Origin of the sequence: Microbacterium sp. ProA8, from assembly GCF_039905635.1 — a bacterium.
GTDB lineage: Bacteria > Actinomycetota > Actinomycetes > Actinomycetales > Microbacteriaceae > Microbacterium > Microbacterium chionoecetis.
On sequence record NZ_CP157000.1, the window covers coordinates 551,180 to 567,358 of the forward strand.

A 16,179-nucleotide genomic window follows, 5' to 3' on the forward strand; every position below is an offset into this window, starting at 1 on the left:
TGCGAAGCGTGCGAGGCGGTCGCCGCAGGTCGGCAGCGAGGCGCCGTTCAGTTCGGCGCGTCGAGACTCTGCACGAACGCGTTCGCGCCGGACTGCGGCGACGTCAGCACACGCGGGTCGGCACCGGCGCCGGTCGCCATCGAGGCCTGCGCGAGCACGATCACGTCGACGTCCCCGGCCGCGGCGATCGCGTCGGCGATGAGCCGGTCGTGTTGCGCGAGGTCGCCCGCGCCACGCGCATCCGCGGCGCGCTCCACGATCCGCGCCGCCACCTCGACCCTCGTCCCCGCACCCGAACCCGCGGTACCCGAACCCGCGGCACCGGGCACCGCGGCACCCGAACCCGCGGCACCAGGCCCCGCGGCACCCGGACCCGCAACACCCGCCCCCGCGCTCACGGCCCCCGCAGCAGCCGCCTCGACCAGCCGGCTCGTGGGTCCCAGCGTCGCCGCCAGCGTCGCGAGCACGAGCACCCGGCCCTGCCCCGCGCGCGCCCGGCGCACGGCCTCGGCCGCCATCGCCGCGTCGACGCGCACGAGCGGCACGCCCACTGCGGCTGCGGCATCCGTCGCCGCTTCGCCGATCGAGGAGCAGGTCACCAGCACCGCGGTCGCCCCACCGGCCCGCAGCGCTCCTAGGTGGGTGCGCAGGTCTGCGGAGATGTCGTCGGTGATGCCGCCCGCGACGGCGCGCGACAGCAGCGACGGGTCGGCGACGTGGACGATGTCGAGATCGTCGCGCTGCGCGGTCAGCAGCCCATGGAACACCGGCACGAGGGCCGGCACCGTATGCAGCACCCCCACGCGCGTACTCATGACTCCGACGCCCTCACTGCGTCGCGCCACGGCCGTGCCGTCTCGTCGACGATGTCGCCGAGGGCCTTCAGCCGGTCCACCGACCGGGAGCGCAGCTCGGCGCGGATGTCGGCGCTGCCGACGACGTCGCTCCAGAGCGCGCGTCCGGCGAGGAAGCCGCTGGCACCCTCGAGGCAGGCCGCTCGCACCGCAGGGGCGAACCGGTCGCGCTCGACGCCCTGCGACAGCACGACCCACGGGCCGGTCATGCAGGCGTTCAGCTCCGCGCTCGCCGCCCGCTGTGCAGCCTCGTCGCCCGCGCCGGCCATCGGCACCTGCGCCTTGTACAGGTCGGGGCGCAGGGCGGCCAGTTCGCGCGCGGCCTCGCGGATCGCGGCATCCGCGTCGAAGTCCGTCTCGTCCGGCGCCGCCCGCACGACGGGCTCGAGCACCGAGAGCACCCCGTTCTCGCGAGCGACGTCGATGAAGCGCGACGCCAGCGCGACGCGCGCGGCGCGACGCTCGTCGCGGCGCCAGATGAGCAGCAGCTTCAGCGCCACGACGCCGTCGGGGATCGCGGTGATCGCCTCCTCGTCGAGGGCGGTGTCGTCGACGGGTCCGCCGGCCGCCTGGTCGAGCGCGTCGACCGCGAGGATGATCCCCGTCGATGCCGGCACCGCCGCGCTGACGCGGTCGAAGCCGAACTGCCGGTCGGCGAGGAAGCCCGATGCGTACGGACCCAGCTCCTCGGCGACGGCGACCTTGAAGTCGATCAGCACGTCGTCCGCGGGCCGGCCGCGGCCGGCGAGGTCGAACATGTGGCGCAGGCTCTCGCGCTGGTCCATGGCGACCATGGCGAACGCGCCCGACGGGCGGGCGATGGCATCGAGGGTGGTCATGAGTCTCCTTCGCAGGCGGTGGCCAGAAACCGTCGATAGGCGTCGTCGAGGCCGGGCGCGTGCGCCGGCTCGAGGTCTTCGCCGGGCAGCATGAGATCTGCGGATGCCTCGCCCGCACGAACGGCGGCCAGGAGCGCCGCACCCGCGGCCACCGGTTCGGCGGGGATGATGCGTCGGGTCGGCAGTGCCGCCGTTGCGGTGAGGGGGACCCACGCGGGGATCCGGCGGGCGAGCGACCCGAGCACGGCGATGGCGGACGCGGGGGAGCCGGCGTGGGCGTCGCTCACCTCGCGCATCCAGCGCGCCTGGAACACCAGCGCCTGCAGAACGGCGCGTGACCGGTCGGCGGGGTCGGCGCTCGCATCGCGCAACACGACGCGGGCCCCCGACCGGGGATGCGGGCACTGCCGACCCGACGGATACGGCAGCACGGTCATCGCGCTCGTGCTCCAGGGCTCCGCCGTCGCAGACGAGAGGTGCGACCACACGTGGTCTTCCGGATGCTCATCCGCCCACCACGCCAGCATCGCGCCGCACGCACGACTGCCTCCGAGGATCGTCCGCGCCGAGCCATCGACGGTGCGGCCGACTGAGAAGCCGTTGGCCACGGCATCCGCCGACGCGAAGCCGGCCGTATGGATCTTCGCGCCGGCCGCTGCGCCAGCGGCCCCCATCCCACTCGCCCCCGCGGCATCCGCGCTCGCAGCATGCGCCCTCGCAGCGCCCGCCGCCGCGGCACCGCCTGCCGCATCCCGCCCCGCCGCGCGCGGGTCGGGGTCGGAGGTCACCCGCACCACGGCTTCCGCGGTGCCCAGGGAATCGGCGACCGCGCCCGGCGCCCGCACACCGCTCGCCCACGCACCCACCGCATGATCATGACCGGCGATGTGCACCGGAACGCCGCGAGGAAGCCCGAAGGCGCGCGCGGCGTCGGAGGTCTCGGCCACCGGTTCGCCCGGCGCGCGCACCTCCGGCAGGACCGCCGCATCGATGCCGATGCCGTCGAGCACGGCGGCATCCCACCCGTCGCCGCGGGATCCGGCCATCATGGTGCGCGCGGCGAGCGTGTGGTCGGTCGCCCGCATGCCGGTGAGCGCGTGTGCGACGAGGTCGGCGGCGCCCGCCCAGTGCCGCATCGCCTCGAACCGTTCGGGCTTCTCGACGGCCAGCGCCGTCAGCGCCACCGCCGCGGGCTTGGTCGTCGCGGGGACTCCGGTGCGCGCGGGAAGATCCGGATGCCGCGCCAGCAGGTCGTCGAGATGGCGCGGGTCGACGCGGCGGTCCCACCTCAGCAGGGGTGTGAGCGGCGTGCCGTCGGCGCCGAGCGCCGCACCGCTCTCGGCCATCGAGGCGATGCCGACCGCCACGATGGGTCCGTTCGCCCCGACGAGGCACTCGCGCGTCACCGCGGCGGCCGCCCCGATGAGTTCGGCGGGCGAGGCGGGCGTCGGCGTGCGCGCGACGCGCACGACCACGACGTCATCGGCGACGGCGACCAGCGCGGCTTTCGTCGTCGTGCTGCCGATGTCCAGTCCCAGGACGAGTGCCACGGACATAGTTTGTGACATTTTTGTCAGATGGTGCACTCCCTTGCGGACCGGCCAGAGGATCGCCGAGTGACCGTCGAGCTCGGCGTCATCGCCGACGACATCACCGGCGCGTGCGATGTCGCCGCAGGCGTCACCGCGGCGGGGATCGGCGCCGAGGTGCGGCTCGGCGTGCCCGATCCCACGGTGCCTCCGTCGGCGGCGTGTGTGATCGTCGCGCTGAAATCACGCACCGCGCCGGCGGCGCAGGCCGTGGCCGACAGCGTGGCGGCTGCCCGGGCGCTGCGCGCGTGGGATGCCCGGCGGCTCTACCAGAAGTACTGCTCGACGTTCGACTCGACCGACCGCGGCAACATCGGCCCCGTCGCCGACGCCCTCGTCGACGAGTGGGGTGCGGCCGCCTCCGTCGGAACCCCCGTCACGCCCGCCGTGGGGCGCACCATGCACCGGGGGCACCTCTTCGTCGGAGACCGGCTGCTGTCGGAGTCGTCGCTCGCGCAGCATCCGCTCACTCCCATGCACGACCCCGACCTGGTGCGCGTCCTCGGCCGCCAGACTCCGCACCGGGTCGGCCTCGTGCCGATCGAGAGCGTGCGCGCCGGATCGGCCGCGGTGGTCGACGCCGTGCGCGAGCTGCGGGCCGACGGCACGCGTCACATCCTGGTCGACGCCGTGACGGACGGGGATCTGGATGCCGCAGCCGCCGCGGTCACGGCATCCGATGATCTTCTCCTCGGCGGTGCCGCGGGACTGGCCGTCGCCCTGGCACGCGGGCTCGCGTCGGGCACGGCGCCCGCGGTGGACCCGGTCCCGGACGGGCGGGGGCTGATCCTCTCGGGAAGCGGGTCGGAGCGCACGCGCGCCCAGGTCGCCGCCTACCCCGGACCGCGGTGGCAACTGGACGTCGACGCGCTCGCCGCGGATCCCGACGCCGTGGTCGCGGCCGCCGGCGCGTTCATCGACGCCGCCGGCGGCATTCCGCTGGTCTCCGCCACCGCAGATCCCCACGACGTCGCGCGCGTGCAGGAGCGCTGGGGGCGAGAGCGGGCTGCCGTGCTGGTCGAGGAGGCGCTGTCGCGCATCGCGGCCGCCGCCGTCGCCCGGTCGGGTGTGCGCCGCATCCTGGTCGCCGGAGGCGAGACATCGGGCGCCGTCGCAGCCGGCCTGGGCGTCTCGACCCTTCGTGTGCGCCGGGTGGCGGCGCCCGGAGTGGCGTGGACGACGGCGCCGGATGCCGCGGGCCGGGCCCTCGACCTCTGCTTCAAGTCCGGCAACTTCGGCGGGACGGACTTCTTCACCGCCGCCTTCGAGGACGAGCCTGCGTGAAGCCCGCGCCCTCGGTAGAGAGGACGCGGGCTTCCGGCGGGTCACGCCGGCGGGTGACGGGTGTCGTAGTCCCATGCCGCCGGACGGGCCCCTCGCGGATCGCGAGACAACCCGACGACGGCGCAGACGGCGCCGACCACGCAGAGCGCGGCGAGCGCCAGGATGAGGACCATCGCGATCCCTCAGCTCTGCGAGACGTGTCGCGCGGGACGGACTCCAGCCTTCAGGCGCAGACGCGCCCTGAGGTGGAGGCGCCATGCCCGGAGGTCGAGGGGCCATCCCCGCAGGGGAGGTCGCCTGGCCTCTCCACGTTCCTCGCGGGCGGCGAGGCACGCGTGGCGCCTGGCGGCGTCACGGCTCACCGTGCGACTGTCGGGCAGCAGGGCCTCGTACATCAGCGGAGTCAGCATGGCCGGCCTACCGACGTCTCGCGGTGACGATGAGGTACTCCCACGACATGACGCCGTCGTGGAGGAAGCGGTCGGCGAGCGCAGCCAATTCCGCATCCAGAGCGGCGACCTTCTCCGGGTGGTCGCCGATGAAGCGGTAGACCGCGATCGTCGGACCGTAGTTCTCCTTGAAGAAGTCGCGCAGCTGCGCCCCGTCGTCGAACCGGTCGACCCGCAGCGTCTGCTGGTGGGCGACGAGGTCCTCGACCTGATCACCGAGCAGCTTCCGGACGTGATCGACGGTGCCCCAGAGCGGGGCAGGCGACGCCCCGGGAGGAGGCGGCGGCGCGTACGGCTTCATCGTCGCGAAGACCTGCCCGATGAAGCCGCTCGGCGTCCAGCTGAGCAGTCCGACGGTGCCGCCGGAACGGCAGACCCGGACGAGCTCGTCCGCTGCCAGCTCGTGATGCGGCGCGAACATCACGCCGATGCTCGACATGACGACGTCGAAGTCGGCGTCCGCGAATGGCAGCGCCTCGGCATCCGCGGTCTGCCACGTCAGCTCGATCTCCTCCGCCTCGGCCGCGGCTCGTCCGATGGCGAGCAGTTCGGGCGTCAGGTCCGTTGCGACGACCTCGGCGCCGCGCCGGGCCGACGGGATGGCCGAGGTGCCCGTGCCGGCGGCCACGTCGAGCACGCGTTGTCCGGGTTGGACGTCGAGCGTCTCGACGAGGATGCCGCCGAGAGGGTGGACGACCTCCTCGACGACCGTGCGGTAGCTGCCGCTGGCCCACATCGCAGCGTGCTTGGCCTTGAGTGCGCGGTCCTCCTCAGTGGCCGTCAGGGTGTCGGTGGTGCGGGAAAAGGATGACATCTGTTTCCTCCTGTGGATGGGTGATGTCATCACGGTAGGAATCGCGCACCCTCCGCCACATCGGCGCCGACGCGCACTGAGGAGCGTCCGACGGCGTGCTGTTTGGCGGCTGACGCGTAGGCGCTACGCGCGGGACAGCAGCCGGGCGACGGCGGCCGTGCGCGCCGTGCGGCCGCTGAGTCCGAGCTTCGCGTACGCGTTCTGCAGGTGGCGCTCGACCGTGCGCACCGAGAGGAACAGCTCGGCCGCGATCGCGTCGTTGTCTCGGCCGGCAGCCGCGAGTCTCAGGATCTCGAGCTCCCGCGGCGAGACGAGCGTGGCCACGTCGTCGGCGATGACCTCGGAGGTCTGCTGCCGGTCCGGTTCGATGAATGCGGTGATCTCGCGCAGGAATGCCGGCCAGGCCGGCTCGTCGGCGAGCACGATGTGGTTGCTGCTCTCAAGGCCGACGAGTCGCGCTCCCCGGATGCCGGCGGCCAGATCCCGGGCGTGGTGGAACTCGTTCATCTGGTCGCCGCGGCTGTGGATGACCAGCGTCGGAATGTCCAATTCGGGCAGCCGCCAGGTGGAGTCCGTGACCTGGCGCTGGGATCGGGAGATGACCGCCGTCTCCGTGTCGCACGCCCTCTTCTGCAGATCGTCGAGCCAGCGCATCTGCTCCTCGGTGCCACCGGGGATCATCATGCTGCTGAACACCCGACGGAACTCGGACGTCGGTCGTGCCCATCCGACCCTGATCAGAGCCTCGAATGCGGCGAGCAGCTCCAGCTCCTCTTCGCTCGACCCCGCCCGCGCGCCCGAATAGCTGCCGTACAAGACGAGGCGGGTGAGTCGCTCGGGGTGCCGCGCGGCGTACTCGATCGCCACCGGGCCGCCCTGCGCCATGGCCATGAGGGCGAACCGATCGAGTCCGGCATCGGCCACGACGGCTTCCAGATCGCCCACGCGCGCGTCCAGACCGTGGTCGGTGACGCCTCGGTCGGAGAGCCCGTGGCCGCGCTCGTCATAACGGATGACTGTCGCGATCTTTCCGAGTTCGACCAGGTAGTGGCGCCAGACCGGGCTCTCCCAATCGAATTGGAGGTGGCTGAGCCAGCACGCGTCGATGAGCAGCGGGGGGCCGGAACCGTGCACGGCGTACGCGATCCCGACACCGTCGGCGGAGCGCGCGAAGCGGATGTCCTGCACGACGTCCGCCTTCAGCGACTCCACGCCGACATCATAGAAGCGCGACGGGACGAGCACACCAGGGTCGCGCCCAGGGTCCGTAGCGCCGGCTACCTCTCGGCGAGCTCGGAGGGGTGGGTCAGGCGCCACCACTCGGTCGGCGGGATGATGCTTCCGTCGATCTCGAGCGGGACGGTCGCCGAGTTGGGACCCGCGGTGTAGGTGATGCTTCCGACGACTTCGCCGTCCTCGTAGGTCTTCGGCGTCGTCGTCTGCATCGTCGCCGTGATCGGGGTGTCGGACCAGGTGAAGATCGACGCGTCGTCGGCGACGATCATCCGGGCGGTCGAGCCCCACGGCGTCGAGTACGAACCGACTTCTACGCCCTCCGACACCAACGGCACCCGCTGGAAGCCGGCCCGGATGCTGTCGAGCGTGCGGATGACGTCGGTGTTGAGCGACTCGCGGGTCGCTCCGCCCATCGCGACGCCGACGACGGTCAGCGGCTCGGCCGCGCCCACATCGAGTCTCGCGGAGTAGAGCAGGTTGTAGCTGTCCTCGCCCAGATTGCCGGTCTTCAGCCCGTTGATCCCGTTGACCCCGAGAAGCGTGTTCGTGTTCGACATCCCACCGGGCCCGGGCAGCGACAGCGAACGGGTCGCGGCGATGTTCACGATCGTCGGATGGGCGAGGGCGAGCTTGCCGATCGTGAGGAGGTCGGCAGGCGTGCTGATGTTGCGCGGGCTGATGCCGGTCGGCTCGACGACGGTGGTGCCGGTGAGTCCGTGGGCGGCGAGCCACCTCCGCGCCGCGTCGACGAAGTCGCCCTGGGAGCCGAACGCCCAGGTCGACACGGCCTCCGCGTAGTTGCTGGCCGACGGGATCAGCATGGTGGCCAGCGCGTCGCGCAGCGACATCGTGCTGCCGGTGGGCATGCGGGCGATCGTCGCGCCCATCACGTAGTACTTGTCGTAGAGGTCGTGATCGGCCTTGTCGAAGGTGATCGTCGGACCAGGGTCGCTCCCGTCGGCCAGCGGCCTGGCATCCAGGATGACCATCGCGGTGATCAGCTTCGTGATGCTCGCCATCGAGCGCGGCTCGCCGGTACCCGAGGTCGCCCAGATCCCGCTGGCAGTGGGGCCGAAGTAGGCGTCGCCTCCCGAGACGCTGATGGCCGCGGCGCCCTGCGACGGAAAGGCGAGAGCCGCGGGAGCAGGCGCCGCCACGACGGGCGCGCTCGACACGACGGCTTCGGGGGCGGCCAGCGGAGCATTCAGCGCCCAGGCGACGTAGGCCCCCGACCCGCCGATCAGGAGAGCGAACACGACAGCCGTGATGATCCAGCCACGGCGCCGACGGGCCCGTCGCACCCGCGGATCGATCCCGTAGCGACGCCCGGGGAACTCCTCTTCGCGCCGCATGAGGTCGGCGAACTCCGACAGCTCGTCGGGCGTCTGCTGGTCGGTCGTCATCGCGCGGCGCGTCCGCAACCGGCCGGGAGGGCGAGGGGCGCGACTGTCAGCGGCGGGCCGGCGAGAGCATCCATGACCCTCACATTCTCACGCGGCCGCGTGGCTGCGCATGGCCGATATCACGCTGTGGATAACGTGCGCCGTCCACGACCGACGTCAGGAGGTCTCGCGCTGGATGAGCAAGGCGTCGGTGTCCGGTCCGGCGACCGGCGGTGGAGTGCCTCTCGCGGCGCTCAGTGCGAGATCCGCCAGATACCGGCCGATGCCGGCGGTGTCGATGCGGACACTCGACAGCGCCGGCACGAGTAGGCGGGCGAGAGGCGTGTCGTCGTGGCCGATGATCGCCAGCTCGTCGGGAACACGCACTCCGGCGCGGAGCGCGGCCCCGAGTACGAGGGCCGCCACGTCGTCGTTGTAGGCGATCACGCCGTCGACGCCGGCCGCTCGCCAGGCGGCGACAAGATCAGCGACCTCCGATTCCGTCACCGCGGCTTCTGCGGCGAGCCCGGAGCCCGTGCATCGGCGGACGGTGTCTGCGGCGAGGTCTCTGCGCTGCGCGACCAGATCGGAGATCCGCGGATCGGGCGATGCGGCGAACGCCAGCCTCGTCCGCCCGCGGGCCAGCAGGTGCTCGACCTGCAGGCGCGGGCCATCGACGTAGCCGAGGTCGCCTACGGCGCCGGCTTCTCCGGCCGGCACGGACGGGATGACGTGCTCGACGCCGCTGGCCCGGATGTCGGCGAGCTGCTCCGCCGCGAAGGGCGTCATGCCGATCACCACGTCGGGTCGAAGCGTCTCCCACAACGGCTGCGCGTGGCCACCGGGATGCGGCGTCATCGTGACCAGCGAGTACCCCGCGTGGTCGAGCGTGAGCGAGGCTTCGTCCAGGTGGGTCCGCATGCTGTAGTCGAGCGGCCAATCGGGCAGGACGAGCAGGACGATGCGACTCCGTCCGCTCGCGAGTGCCCGGGCGGCGGTGTTCGCGCGATATCCGAGCCGCTTCGCCTCGGCCAGCACGCGGGCGCGCGTGGCTTCGGGGATGGTCTGTCCGGGAGTGTCGTTGAGGACGAACCCCACAGTGGCGCGAGAGAGCCCCAGGGATCGTGCGACGTCGGCAGCGGTGACCCGCTTGACGGTGGATGCCGGCATCGATGTCCCCTTGCAACTTGCGCGTGCTAGTGACTGTACCGTAGCATCCTGGTCAGCCACTAGCACGCGCTAGCAACCCGATACGACAATGGAGTCCTCATGACGACCCCGAGCAACGAAGAACCGCTCGTCACGCCGCTTCCGGCATCCGTTCCCGGCCCGGTCCTCGATGCGCTGGTCGTCGAAGACGCGGCCGGACCCGGCGGCGACCTTCCCAAGGTGAACGCTCGCTACATCTGGTTCATGGTGCTGGCGCAGTTCGGCGTCTTCATGGCCTTCATCACGCCGCTGGCGATCTCGCTGTCCGTCAAGATCAACGCGCTGGCACCGGGGCGTGAGGAGTACCTCGGGTACATCACCGGGGCCGGCGCTCTCTTCGTCATGCTCACCGCGCCGTTCATGGGCGTGTGGAGCGATCGCACACGCACCCGCTACGGCCGCCGCCGGCCTTTCATGGTCGGCGGAATGATCGTGGGAGTCGCGTCGCTCTTCGTGATGGCGCTCGCACCGTCGGTCCTTCTGCTCGGGCTCGGCTGGGTGCTGGCGCAGTGGGGGTGGGGAACGGTGCTCAGCAACCTCCAGATCTCCACGGCTGACCGCCTGCCCGAGTCGCAGCGCGGCAAGGTCGCCGGCCTCACCGGCTTCGCGACCCAGGTGGCGCCCGTCTTCGGCGTGATCCTCACCTTCGGCGTCACCGGCGACCCGCTGCTGCTGTTCCTGATCCCGGGCGCGGTCGGCGTGGTGCTCGTGACGCTGTTCGTGGCGCTCGTGCACGAGGACGACAGTCGCGCCCTGCCTCGCGAGCGCATCGGCCTCGGCGGGCTGCTGCGGAAGTACCTCTACAACCCGGCGAAGTACCCCGACTTCTCGATCAACTGGCTCGGTCGCTTCCTCTTCTACTTCGGGCTCACACTGAACACGACCTTCACCGCGTTCTTCTTCGCCAGCCGCCTCGGCGTCGATGTGACAGAGGTCGCGGGGATCATCGCGGCACTCGGCGGCGTGGGTGTGCTCGCCGTCACGGCAGGAGCCCTCGGCGGCGGTTTCCTCTCCGACAGGCTGCGTCGGCGGAAGCCCTTCGTGCTTCTGGGTGGCGGTCTGATGGCGGCCGGAATGCTGTTGATGGCCTTCACCGGCGACGTTCCGTTCCTCATCGCCGGCTCGCTGATCGTCTCGATGGGCATCGGCATGTTCTCCGCCGTCGATCAGGCGCTGCTGCTCGACGTGCTTCCCGAGAAGGCGACCGATGCCGGCCGCTTCATGGGCATCACCGGCTTCGCGACCTCGATCCCGCAGTCCGTCGCGCCACTGGTGGCCTCCGGGGTGCTTCTCATCGGCGTCACCGGAGCCGAGAAGAACTACACCCTCCTTTACGTGATCGCCGCAGCGCTCGTTCTGCTCGGCGGTCTCGTCATCCTCCGCATCCGCTCCGTTCGCTGATCCAGAAAGCCCTCGCAATGAGCCTCTCCGTCACTCCGGTCCGTTTCGAGCACCACCGCGACGCCCTCGGCATCGGTGAGACGAGACCGCGCCTCAGCTGGATCGTCGAGACCGCGCCGGACGGCTGGCGCCAGGCCGGCTACGACCTCGAGGAGCGCGGCGGCGACGTCGTCCGCGTCGACGGCGAGGACTCCGTGCTCGTGCCCTGGCCCTTCGAACCACTCGCGTCCCGTGATCGCCGCGAGGTGCGGGTCCGGGTCATCGGCGCAGACGGCGGGGCATCGGCGTGGGGAGCCTGGGCGTCGGTGGAGGCCGGTCTGCTCGACGCAGCCGACTGGTCTGCGCACCTGATCGGGCCGACCGATGCCGCCATCGCTGCGCCGCGCGTGCGTGGCGCGTTCGAGGTGCGGAGCGCCGAGGTCGTGCGGGCGCGGGTCTATGCGAGCGCCCACGGCGTGTTCCAGCTCGAGCTCAACGGCGGGCGGGTGGGCGACGACGAACTCGCTCCGGGCTGGACGGCGTACGAGTCGCGGCTGAGATACGTCACCTACGACGTGACGGGGATGCTGCAGCCCGGCGCGAACGCCGTGGGCGCGTGGCTCGGCGACGGGTGGTGGCGCGGCTTCCTCGGCTGGGACGGGCGGCGGGAGCTGTACGGCGCAGACCTCGGCGTCATCGTGCAGCTCGAGATCGACTATGCCGACGGGAAGCGTCAGACCGTGGGGTCGGACGAGGCGTGGCGTGCGGGGGACGGGCCCATCCGCTCTGCTGACCTCTACAACGGTGAGCACTTCGACGCGCGCCTGCACGATCGTTCGTGGGCGACCGCGTCGTACGATGCGTCCGCCTGGGCGCCCGCCGTGATCCGCGAGTTCGACACCGGCGTCCTCGTCGCCCCCGACGGACCGCCCGTGCGTCACATCGAAACCGTTGAGGTCCGGTCGGCGATCACGACGCGGAGTGGTGCGACCATCCTCGACTTCGGGCAGAACCTCGTGGGCCGGCTGCGCCTCCGTGTGAGAGGCACGGCGGGCGACACCATCACCCTCCGCCACGCCGAAGTCCTCGAGCATGGCGAGCTGGCCACTGCGCCGCTGCGCACGGCGAAGGCGACCGACACCTACGTGCTCGCCGGGTCGGAATCCGAGGAATGGGCACCACGCTTCACCTTCCACGGCTTCCGGTATGCCGAGGTGTCGGGGTGGCCCGCGGGAGCGGAGGATGTCGCGCAGGCTGTCGTCGCCGAGGTGCTGCACTCCGACATGGAGCGCACCGGCTGGTTCGAGGCATCCGACCCGCTGGTCGATCGGCTGCACGAGAACGTCGTGTGGGGCATGCGCGGGAACTTCGTCGACGTGCCCACCGACTGTCCGCAACGCGACGAACGCCTCGGCTGGACCGGCGACCTGCAGGTGTTCGCGCCGACGGCGGAGTACCTCTACGACTCCGCCGGGTTCCTCGCCTCCTGGCTGAAGGACCTGGCAGCGGAGCAGGACCGGTATGGCGGAACACCGTCGGTGATCCCCGCACGTCCTGTCGGGTACAACGGCCCGATGGCGGCGTGGTCGGACGCCGCGACGGTCGTGCCCTGGACGATGTACCAGGCCTCCGGCGACCTCGGTGTGCTCGCCACGCAGTACGCCAGCATGGTGTCGTGGGTCGACGAGGTCGCCGCGGCCGCCGGTGAGAACCGGATCTGGGACGCCGGCTTCCAGTACGGCGACTGGCTGGACCCCACGGCGCCGGCCGGTCGGCCCGAGGCAGCTCAGACCTGTGCCGAAATCGTCGCGACCGCGTACTTCGCCCGCTCCGCGCGCATCGTCGCCGAGACCGCCGCGCTGCTCGGTCGTGACGACGATGCCTCCGGCTACGGTGCGCTGGCCGACGAGGTTCGCGCCGCGTTCCACCGGGAGTACGTCGCCCGCTCGGGCAGGCTGCTGTCGGACTCCGCCACCGCCTACGCGCTGGCGCTGCAGTTCGACCTCATCGGGAGTGGGGCGGAGCGCGCGCGGGCCGCGGCCAGGCTCGCGCAGATCGTCAAAGAGAACCGCTATCGCATCTCGACCGGCTTCGTCGGCACGCCGCTGATCTGCGATGCGCTCAGTGCCAACGGCCACGCCGACACCGCGTACCGGCTGCTGCTGCAAACCGAGAGCCCGTCCTGGCTGTACTCGGTGAAGCTCGGCGCGACGACGATCTGGGAGCGCTGGGACTCACTGCTGCCGGATGGGACGGTCAACCCGAGCGGCATGACGTCGTTCAACCACTACGCCTTCGGAGCCGTCGCCGACTGGATGCACCGCGTGGTCGCGGGCCTGGCTCCCGCGGCCCCCGGCTACCGGAGGCTGCGCGTCGCCCCGCAGCCTCCGCGCCGCGGGCTCACGTCCGCGCGGGCCTGCCTTCGGACTCCGTATGGCGTTGCCGCGACAGCCTGGGTACTGGAAGACGGCATGCTGCGGCTCACCGTGACCGTGCCGGTCGGGGTGACCGCCGAGGTCGTCCTTCCCTCCGGTGCCACCCGCGAGCTCAGCCACGGCGAGCACTCCGTGGAGGAGCCGTTCGAGATCGAGACTGAGACTCGGAAGACCATCACGGTGGACACCCCACTCGGTGAGATCGTCGACCACCCCCAGGCGATGGCCGTGCTGACCGGCGTCATCACGAAGCACATCCCCGAGGCGGCCGAGCACATGTCGGCGGGCCTGCGCGGACAGGAGCAGCTCACTCCGCGGCAGATCTCCGGCATGCTGCCCCGACCGGACGGCGTGCTCCACGATCTCGAGCGCGGCTTCGCGGCCGTCTCGGCGGGCGACGAGATCCCGCTCGATGTCATCACCGCCCCCGAGCGGACCGCCCCCGAGCCGACCGCGGCCGACGAGGTCGACCTCGAAGCGAAGGCGGCCCTCCTGAGCGGTCGCGACTTCTGGTCGACGCGCGAGGGCGAAGGCATCCGCTCGCTCGTCCTCGTCGACGGACCGCATGGCGTCCGCCGCCAGGCGGGCACCGCCGACAACCTCGGCTTCAACCAGAGCCTGCCGTCGACCTGCTTCCCGCCCGGCGTCGCGATGGGTGCCAGCTGGGATCCCGCGCTCATCCGCGAGATCGGCATCGCACTCGGCGAGGAGGCACGCGCGCTCGACGTCGACGTGATCCTCGGCCCCGCCATCAACCTGAAGCGCTCACCGCTCGGCGGCCGGACGTTCGAGTACTTCTCGGAGGACCCGCTGCTGACAGGCGTGCTCGCCACGGCCTACGTGCAGGGCGTGCAGAGCACCGGCGTGGGCACCTCGCTCAAGCACTTCGCCGTGAACAATCAGGAGACCGAGCGGATGCGGGTCGACGCCCAGGTCGATGAGCGCGCCCTGCGCGAGCTCTACCTGTCGGCGTTCGAGCGCGTCGTCAAGGAAGCCGCCCCGACCACCGTGATGAGCGCGTACAACGCGATCAACGGCGTCTTCTCTTCGGAGAACCGCTGGCTGCTCACCGACCTGCTCCGCGACGAGTGGGGCTTCGACGGCCTGGTCGTGTCGGATTGGGGTGCCATCAAGGACAGGGTGGAAGCACTCATGGCGGGGCTCGACCTCGAGATGCCCGGCACCGGGGACGAGGGCGCATCGGCGATCGTCGACGCCGTCCGGTCCGGCAGGCTCGACCGTTCCCTCGTCGAACGGAGCGTGGCCCGCCTCGCGCAGCTCGCCGACCGCACGGCGTCCGCCCACGCCGCGGGTCTGAGCTTCGACGCCGATGCGCATCACGCGCTCGCGCGCCGTGCGGCCGCGGCATCCGTCGTCCTGCTGCGCAATGAGCGCGCCACGCTTCCCCTCGCGATCGGGCAGCAGGTGGCCGTCATCGGCGAGTTCGCCGCGCGCCCGCAGTTCCAGGGCGGGGGCAGCTCGCACGTCAACCCGACACGTCTCGACATCCCCCTCGACGAGCTGCGTGCCGTGCTCGGCGACGCGAATGTCGCGTACGCGCCCGGCTACGCGAAGGGGACGGATGTTGTCAGTCGTGCGCTCCTCGACGAGGCGGTCGCCGCGGCAGCCGTTGCCGACGTCGCCGTCGTGTTCGTCGGGCTCTACGAGGAGGACCAGTCCGAAGGGTTCGACAGGGAGAGCATCGACCTGCCCGCCGCTCACGCCGCGGTCATCGAGGCGGTCACCGCGGTCGCGAAGCGCACGGTGATCGTGCTGTCCAACGGTGGTGTGGTCCACCTCGAGCCGTGGCACGACACGGTCGACGCCATCGTCGAGGGACTCGCGCTGGGACAGGGCGTCGGCAAGGCGCTCGCGGACGTCCTCACGGGTGCGGTCAACCCGAGCGGTCGCCTCGCCGAGACGATCCCGCTGCGGCTCGAGGACACCCCGACCTACCTGAGCTTCCCCGGCGAGGGACGCGTCTCGCGGTACGGCGAGGGGGTCTTCGTCGGCTACCGCTACTACACCTCCGCCGACCAGCCGGTGCGCTATCCGTTCGGCCATGGGCTCAGCTACACGACGTTCGCGTACGAATCGCTCGAGGTCGCGGCATCCGGTGCAGACACCGCTGTGGCGCGCGTCACGGTGCGCAACACCGGCCCGTTCAGCGGTGCCGAAGTCGTGCAGTTCTACGTGGCGCCCGCGGCTTCGGGGGTGCGTCGCCCGGTCCGCGAGCTCGCTGGATTCGTGAAAGTGCAGCTGGATGCGGGGGCGTCGGCGACCGTCGAGATCGAGCTGGACCGGCGTTCCTTCGCCTTCTGGGATGCCGAGAAGGGGCGCTGGTGGGTCGAGCCCGGGAACTATGCGGTCGAGGTCGCGCGGTCTGCGCAGGCCGTCGAGTCCGTGCGGTCGATCGCCCTCCAGGGTGACAGCGACCTGCCCGAGCCGTTGACGCTCGACTCGACGGTAGGCGAGTGGTTCGGGCATCCGGTCGTCGGACCGGCGATGATGCAGGCGATGATGGCGAACGCCACGCCGGAGCAGCTGGCTGCAGCCGACGAGAACGCCAACATGCTGAAGATGGTCGAGTCCATGCCGATGGGGCAGTTCGCGCGGTTCCCGGGTGTGGAGATCCCCGACGAAGCGCTCGAGCAGCTGATCGCTCTGAGCCTCGCGGAGGCGGCTCCGCGCTGACCGAGGCGCGTCTG

11 protein-coding genes are annotated in these 16,179 nt (G+C 71.4%); 3 read left to right on the forward strand and 8 right to left on the reverse strand.

Features of this window, described 5'->3' with window-relative positions:
* Nucleotides 1-47 precede the first annotated feature (47 nt).
* The 3 genes from ABG085_RS02450 to ABG085_RS02460 are packed head-to-tail and all read right to left on the reverse strand — an operon-like array spanning nucleotide 48 to nucleotide 3,243.
* The gene (locus tag ABG085_RS02450; RefSeq protein ID WP_347977862.1) at nucleotides 48-815 is read right to left on the reverse strand and encodes a hypothetical protein; all 768 of its coding nucleotides are present in this window, start codon (nucleotides 813-815) and stop codon (nucleotides 48-50) included.
* Nucleotides 812-1,693 carry a hypothetical protein gene (locus ABG085_RS02455; RefSeq protein WP_347977863.1) on the reverse strand — a complete coding sequence of 294 codons (882 nt, stop codon included), beginning with the start codon at nucleotides 1,691-1,693 and terminating at the stop codon, nucleotides 812-814. The genes ABG085_RS02450 and ABG085_RS02455 overlap by 4 nt, the downstream gene beginning before the upstream one ends.
* Nucleotides 1,690-3,243: an FGGY family carbohydrate kinase gene (locus tag ABG085_RS02460; protein ID WP_347977864.1), complete on the reverse strand. Its 1,554-nt coding sequence runs from the start codon at nucleotides 3,241-3,243 to the stop codon at nucleotides 1,690-1,692. The genes ABG085_RS02455 and ABG085_RS02460 overlap by 4 nt, the downstream gene beginning before the upstream one ends.
* Before the next feature lie 66 nt (nucleotides 3,244-3,309).
* Here ABG085_RS02460 and otnK point away from each other — a divergent pair, with 66 nt between their 5' ends.
* Nucleotides 3,310-4,566, forward strand: a complete 1,257-nt coding sequence (otnK, locus tag ABG085_RS02465) for a 3-oxo-tetronate kinase (protein WP_347977865.1) — start codon at nucleotides 3,310-3,312, stop codon at nucleotides 4,564-4,566.
* A gap of 41 nt (nucleotides 4,567-4,607) precedes the next feature.
* On the opposite strand, the gene ABG085_RS02470 is transcribed toward otnK, so the two are convergent.
* The 5 genes from ABG085_RS02470 to ABG085_RS02490 all read right to left on the reverse strand — a co-directional run bounded on the left by ABG085_RS02470 (nucleotide 4,608) and on the right by ABG085_RS02490 (nucleotide 9,617).
* Entirely contained in the window at nucleotides 4,608-4,739 is a 132-nt protein-coding gene (locus tag ABG085_RS02470; protein ID WP_347977866.1) for a hypothetical protein, read from the reverse strand.
* A gap of 244 nt (nucleotides 4,740-4,983) precedes the next feature.
* Nucleotides 4,984-5,829 (reverse strand): methyltransferase domain-containing protein, encoded by an 846-nt coding sequence (locus ABG085_RS02475; protein WP_347977867.1) that lies wholly within the window; start codon nucleotides 5,827-5,829, stop codon nucleotides 4,984-4,986.
* A 123-nt stretch (nucleotides 5,830-5,952) separates the two neighbouring features.
* On the reverse strand, nucleotides 5,953-7,074 hold the full coding sequence (locus tag ABG085_RS02480; RefSeq protein ID WP_347977868.1) for an alpha/beta fold hydrolase: 1,122 nt from the start codon (nucleotides 7,072-7,074) through the stop codon (nucleotides 5,953-5,955).
* A gap of 32 nt (nucleotides 7,075-7,106) precedes the next feature.
* Complete coding sequence (locus ABG085_RS02485) at nucleotides 7,107-8,468, reverse strand: D-alanyl-D-alanine carboxypeptidase (protein ID WP_347977869.1); 1,362 nt, start codon at nucleotides 8,466-8,468, stop codon at nucleotides 7,107-7,109.
* Between the two features lie 156 nt (nucleotides 8,469-8,624).
* The gene (locus ABG085_RS02490; RefSeq protein ID WP_347977870.1) at nucleotides 8,625-9,617 is read right to left on the reverse strand and encodes a LacI family DNA-binding transcriptional regulator; all 993 of its coding nucleotides are present in this window, start codon (nucleotides 9,615-9,617) and stop codon (nucleotides 8,625-8,627) included.
* Between the two features lie 99 nt (nucleotides 9,618-9,716).
* Here ABG085_RS02490 and ABG085_RS02495 point away from each other — a divergent pair, with 99 nt between their 5' ends.
* Together ABG085_RS02495 and ABG085_RS02500 are read left to right on the forward strand one after the other, a co-directional pair.
* Nucleotides 9,717-11,057, forward strand: coding sequence for an MFS transporter (locus tag ABG085_RS02495; protein WP_347977871.1), 1,341 nt, complete (start codon nucleotides 9,717-9,719; stop codon nucleotides 11,055-11,057).
* Between the two features lie 17 nt (nucleotides 11,058-11,074).
* Complete coding sequence (locus ABG085_RS02500; protein ID WP_347977872.1) at nucleotides 11,075-16,165, forward strand: family 78 glycoside hydrolase catalytic domain; 5,091 nt, start codon at nucleotides 11,075-11,077, stop codon at nucleotides 16,163-16,165.
* The last annotated feature ends 14 nt before the right edge of the window (nucleotides 16,166-16,179 follow it).

Bases quoted from the DNA above. Each gene is read 5' to 3' on its own strand.
- ABG085_RS02500 (WP_347977872.1), top strand. From the start codon at position 11,075: ATGAGCCTCTCCGTCACTCCGGTCCGTTTCGAGCACCACCGCGACGCC.
- ABG085_RS02450 (WP_347977862.1), bottom strand. From the start codon at position 815: ATGAGTACGCGCGTGGGGGTGCTGCATACGGTGCCGGCCCTCGTGCCG.
- ABG085_RS02475 (WP_347977867.1), bottom strand. From the start codon at position 5,829: ATGTCATCCTTTTCCCGCACCACCGACACCCTGACGGCCACTGAGGAG.
- ABG085_RS02495 (WP_347977871.1), top strand. From the start codon at position 9,717: ATGACGACCCCGAGCAACGAAGAACCGCTCGTCACGCCGCTTCCGGCA.
- ABG085_RS02470 (WP_347977866.1), bottom strand. From the start codon at position 4,739: ATGGTCCTCATCCTGGCGCTCGCCGCGCTCTGCGTGGTCGGCGCCGTC.
- ABG085_RS02485 (WP_347977869.1), bottom strand. From the start codon at position 8,468: ATGACGACCGACCAGCAGACGCCCGACGAGCTGTCGGAGTTCGCCGAC.
- ABG085_RS02455 (WP_347977863.1), bottom strand. From the start codon at position 1,693: ATGACCACCCTCGATGCCATCGCCCGCCCGTCGGGCGCGTTCGCCATG.
- ABG085_RS02490 (WP_347977870.1), bottom strand. From the start codon at position 9,617: ATGCCGGCATCCACCGTCAAGCGGGTCACCGCTGCCGACGTCGCACGA.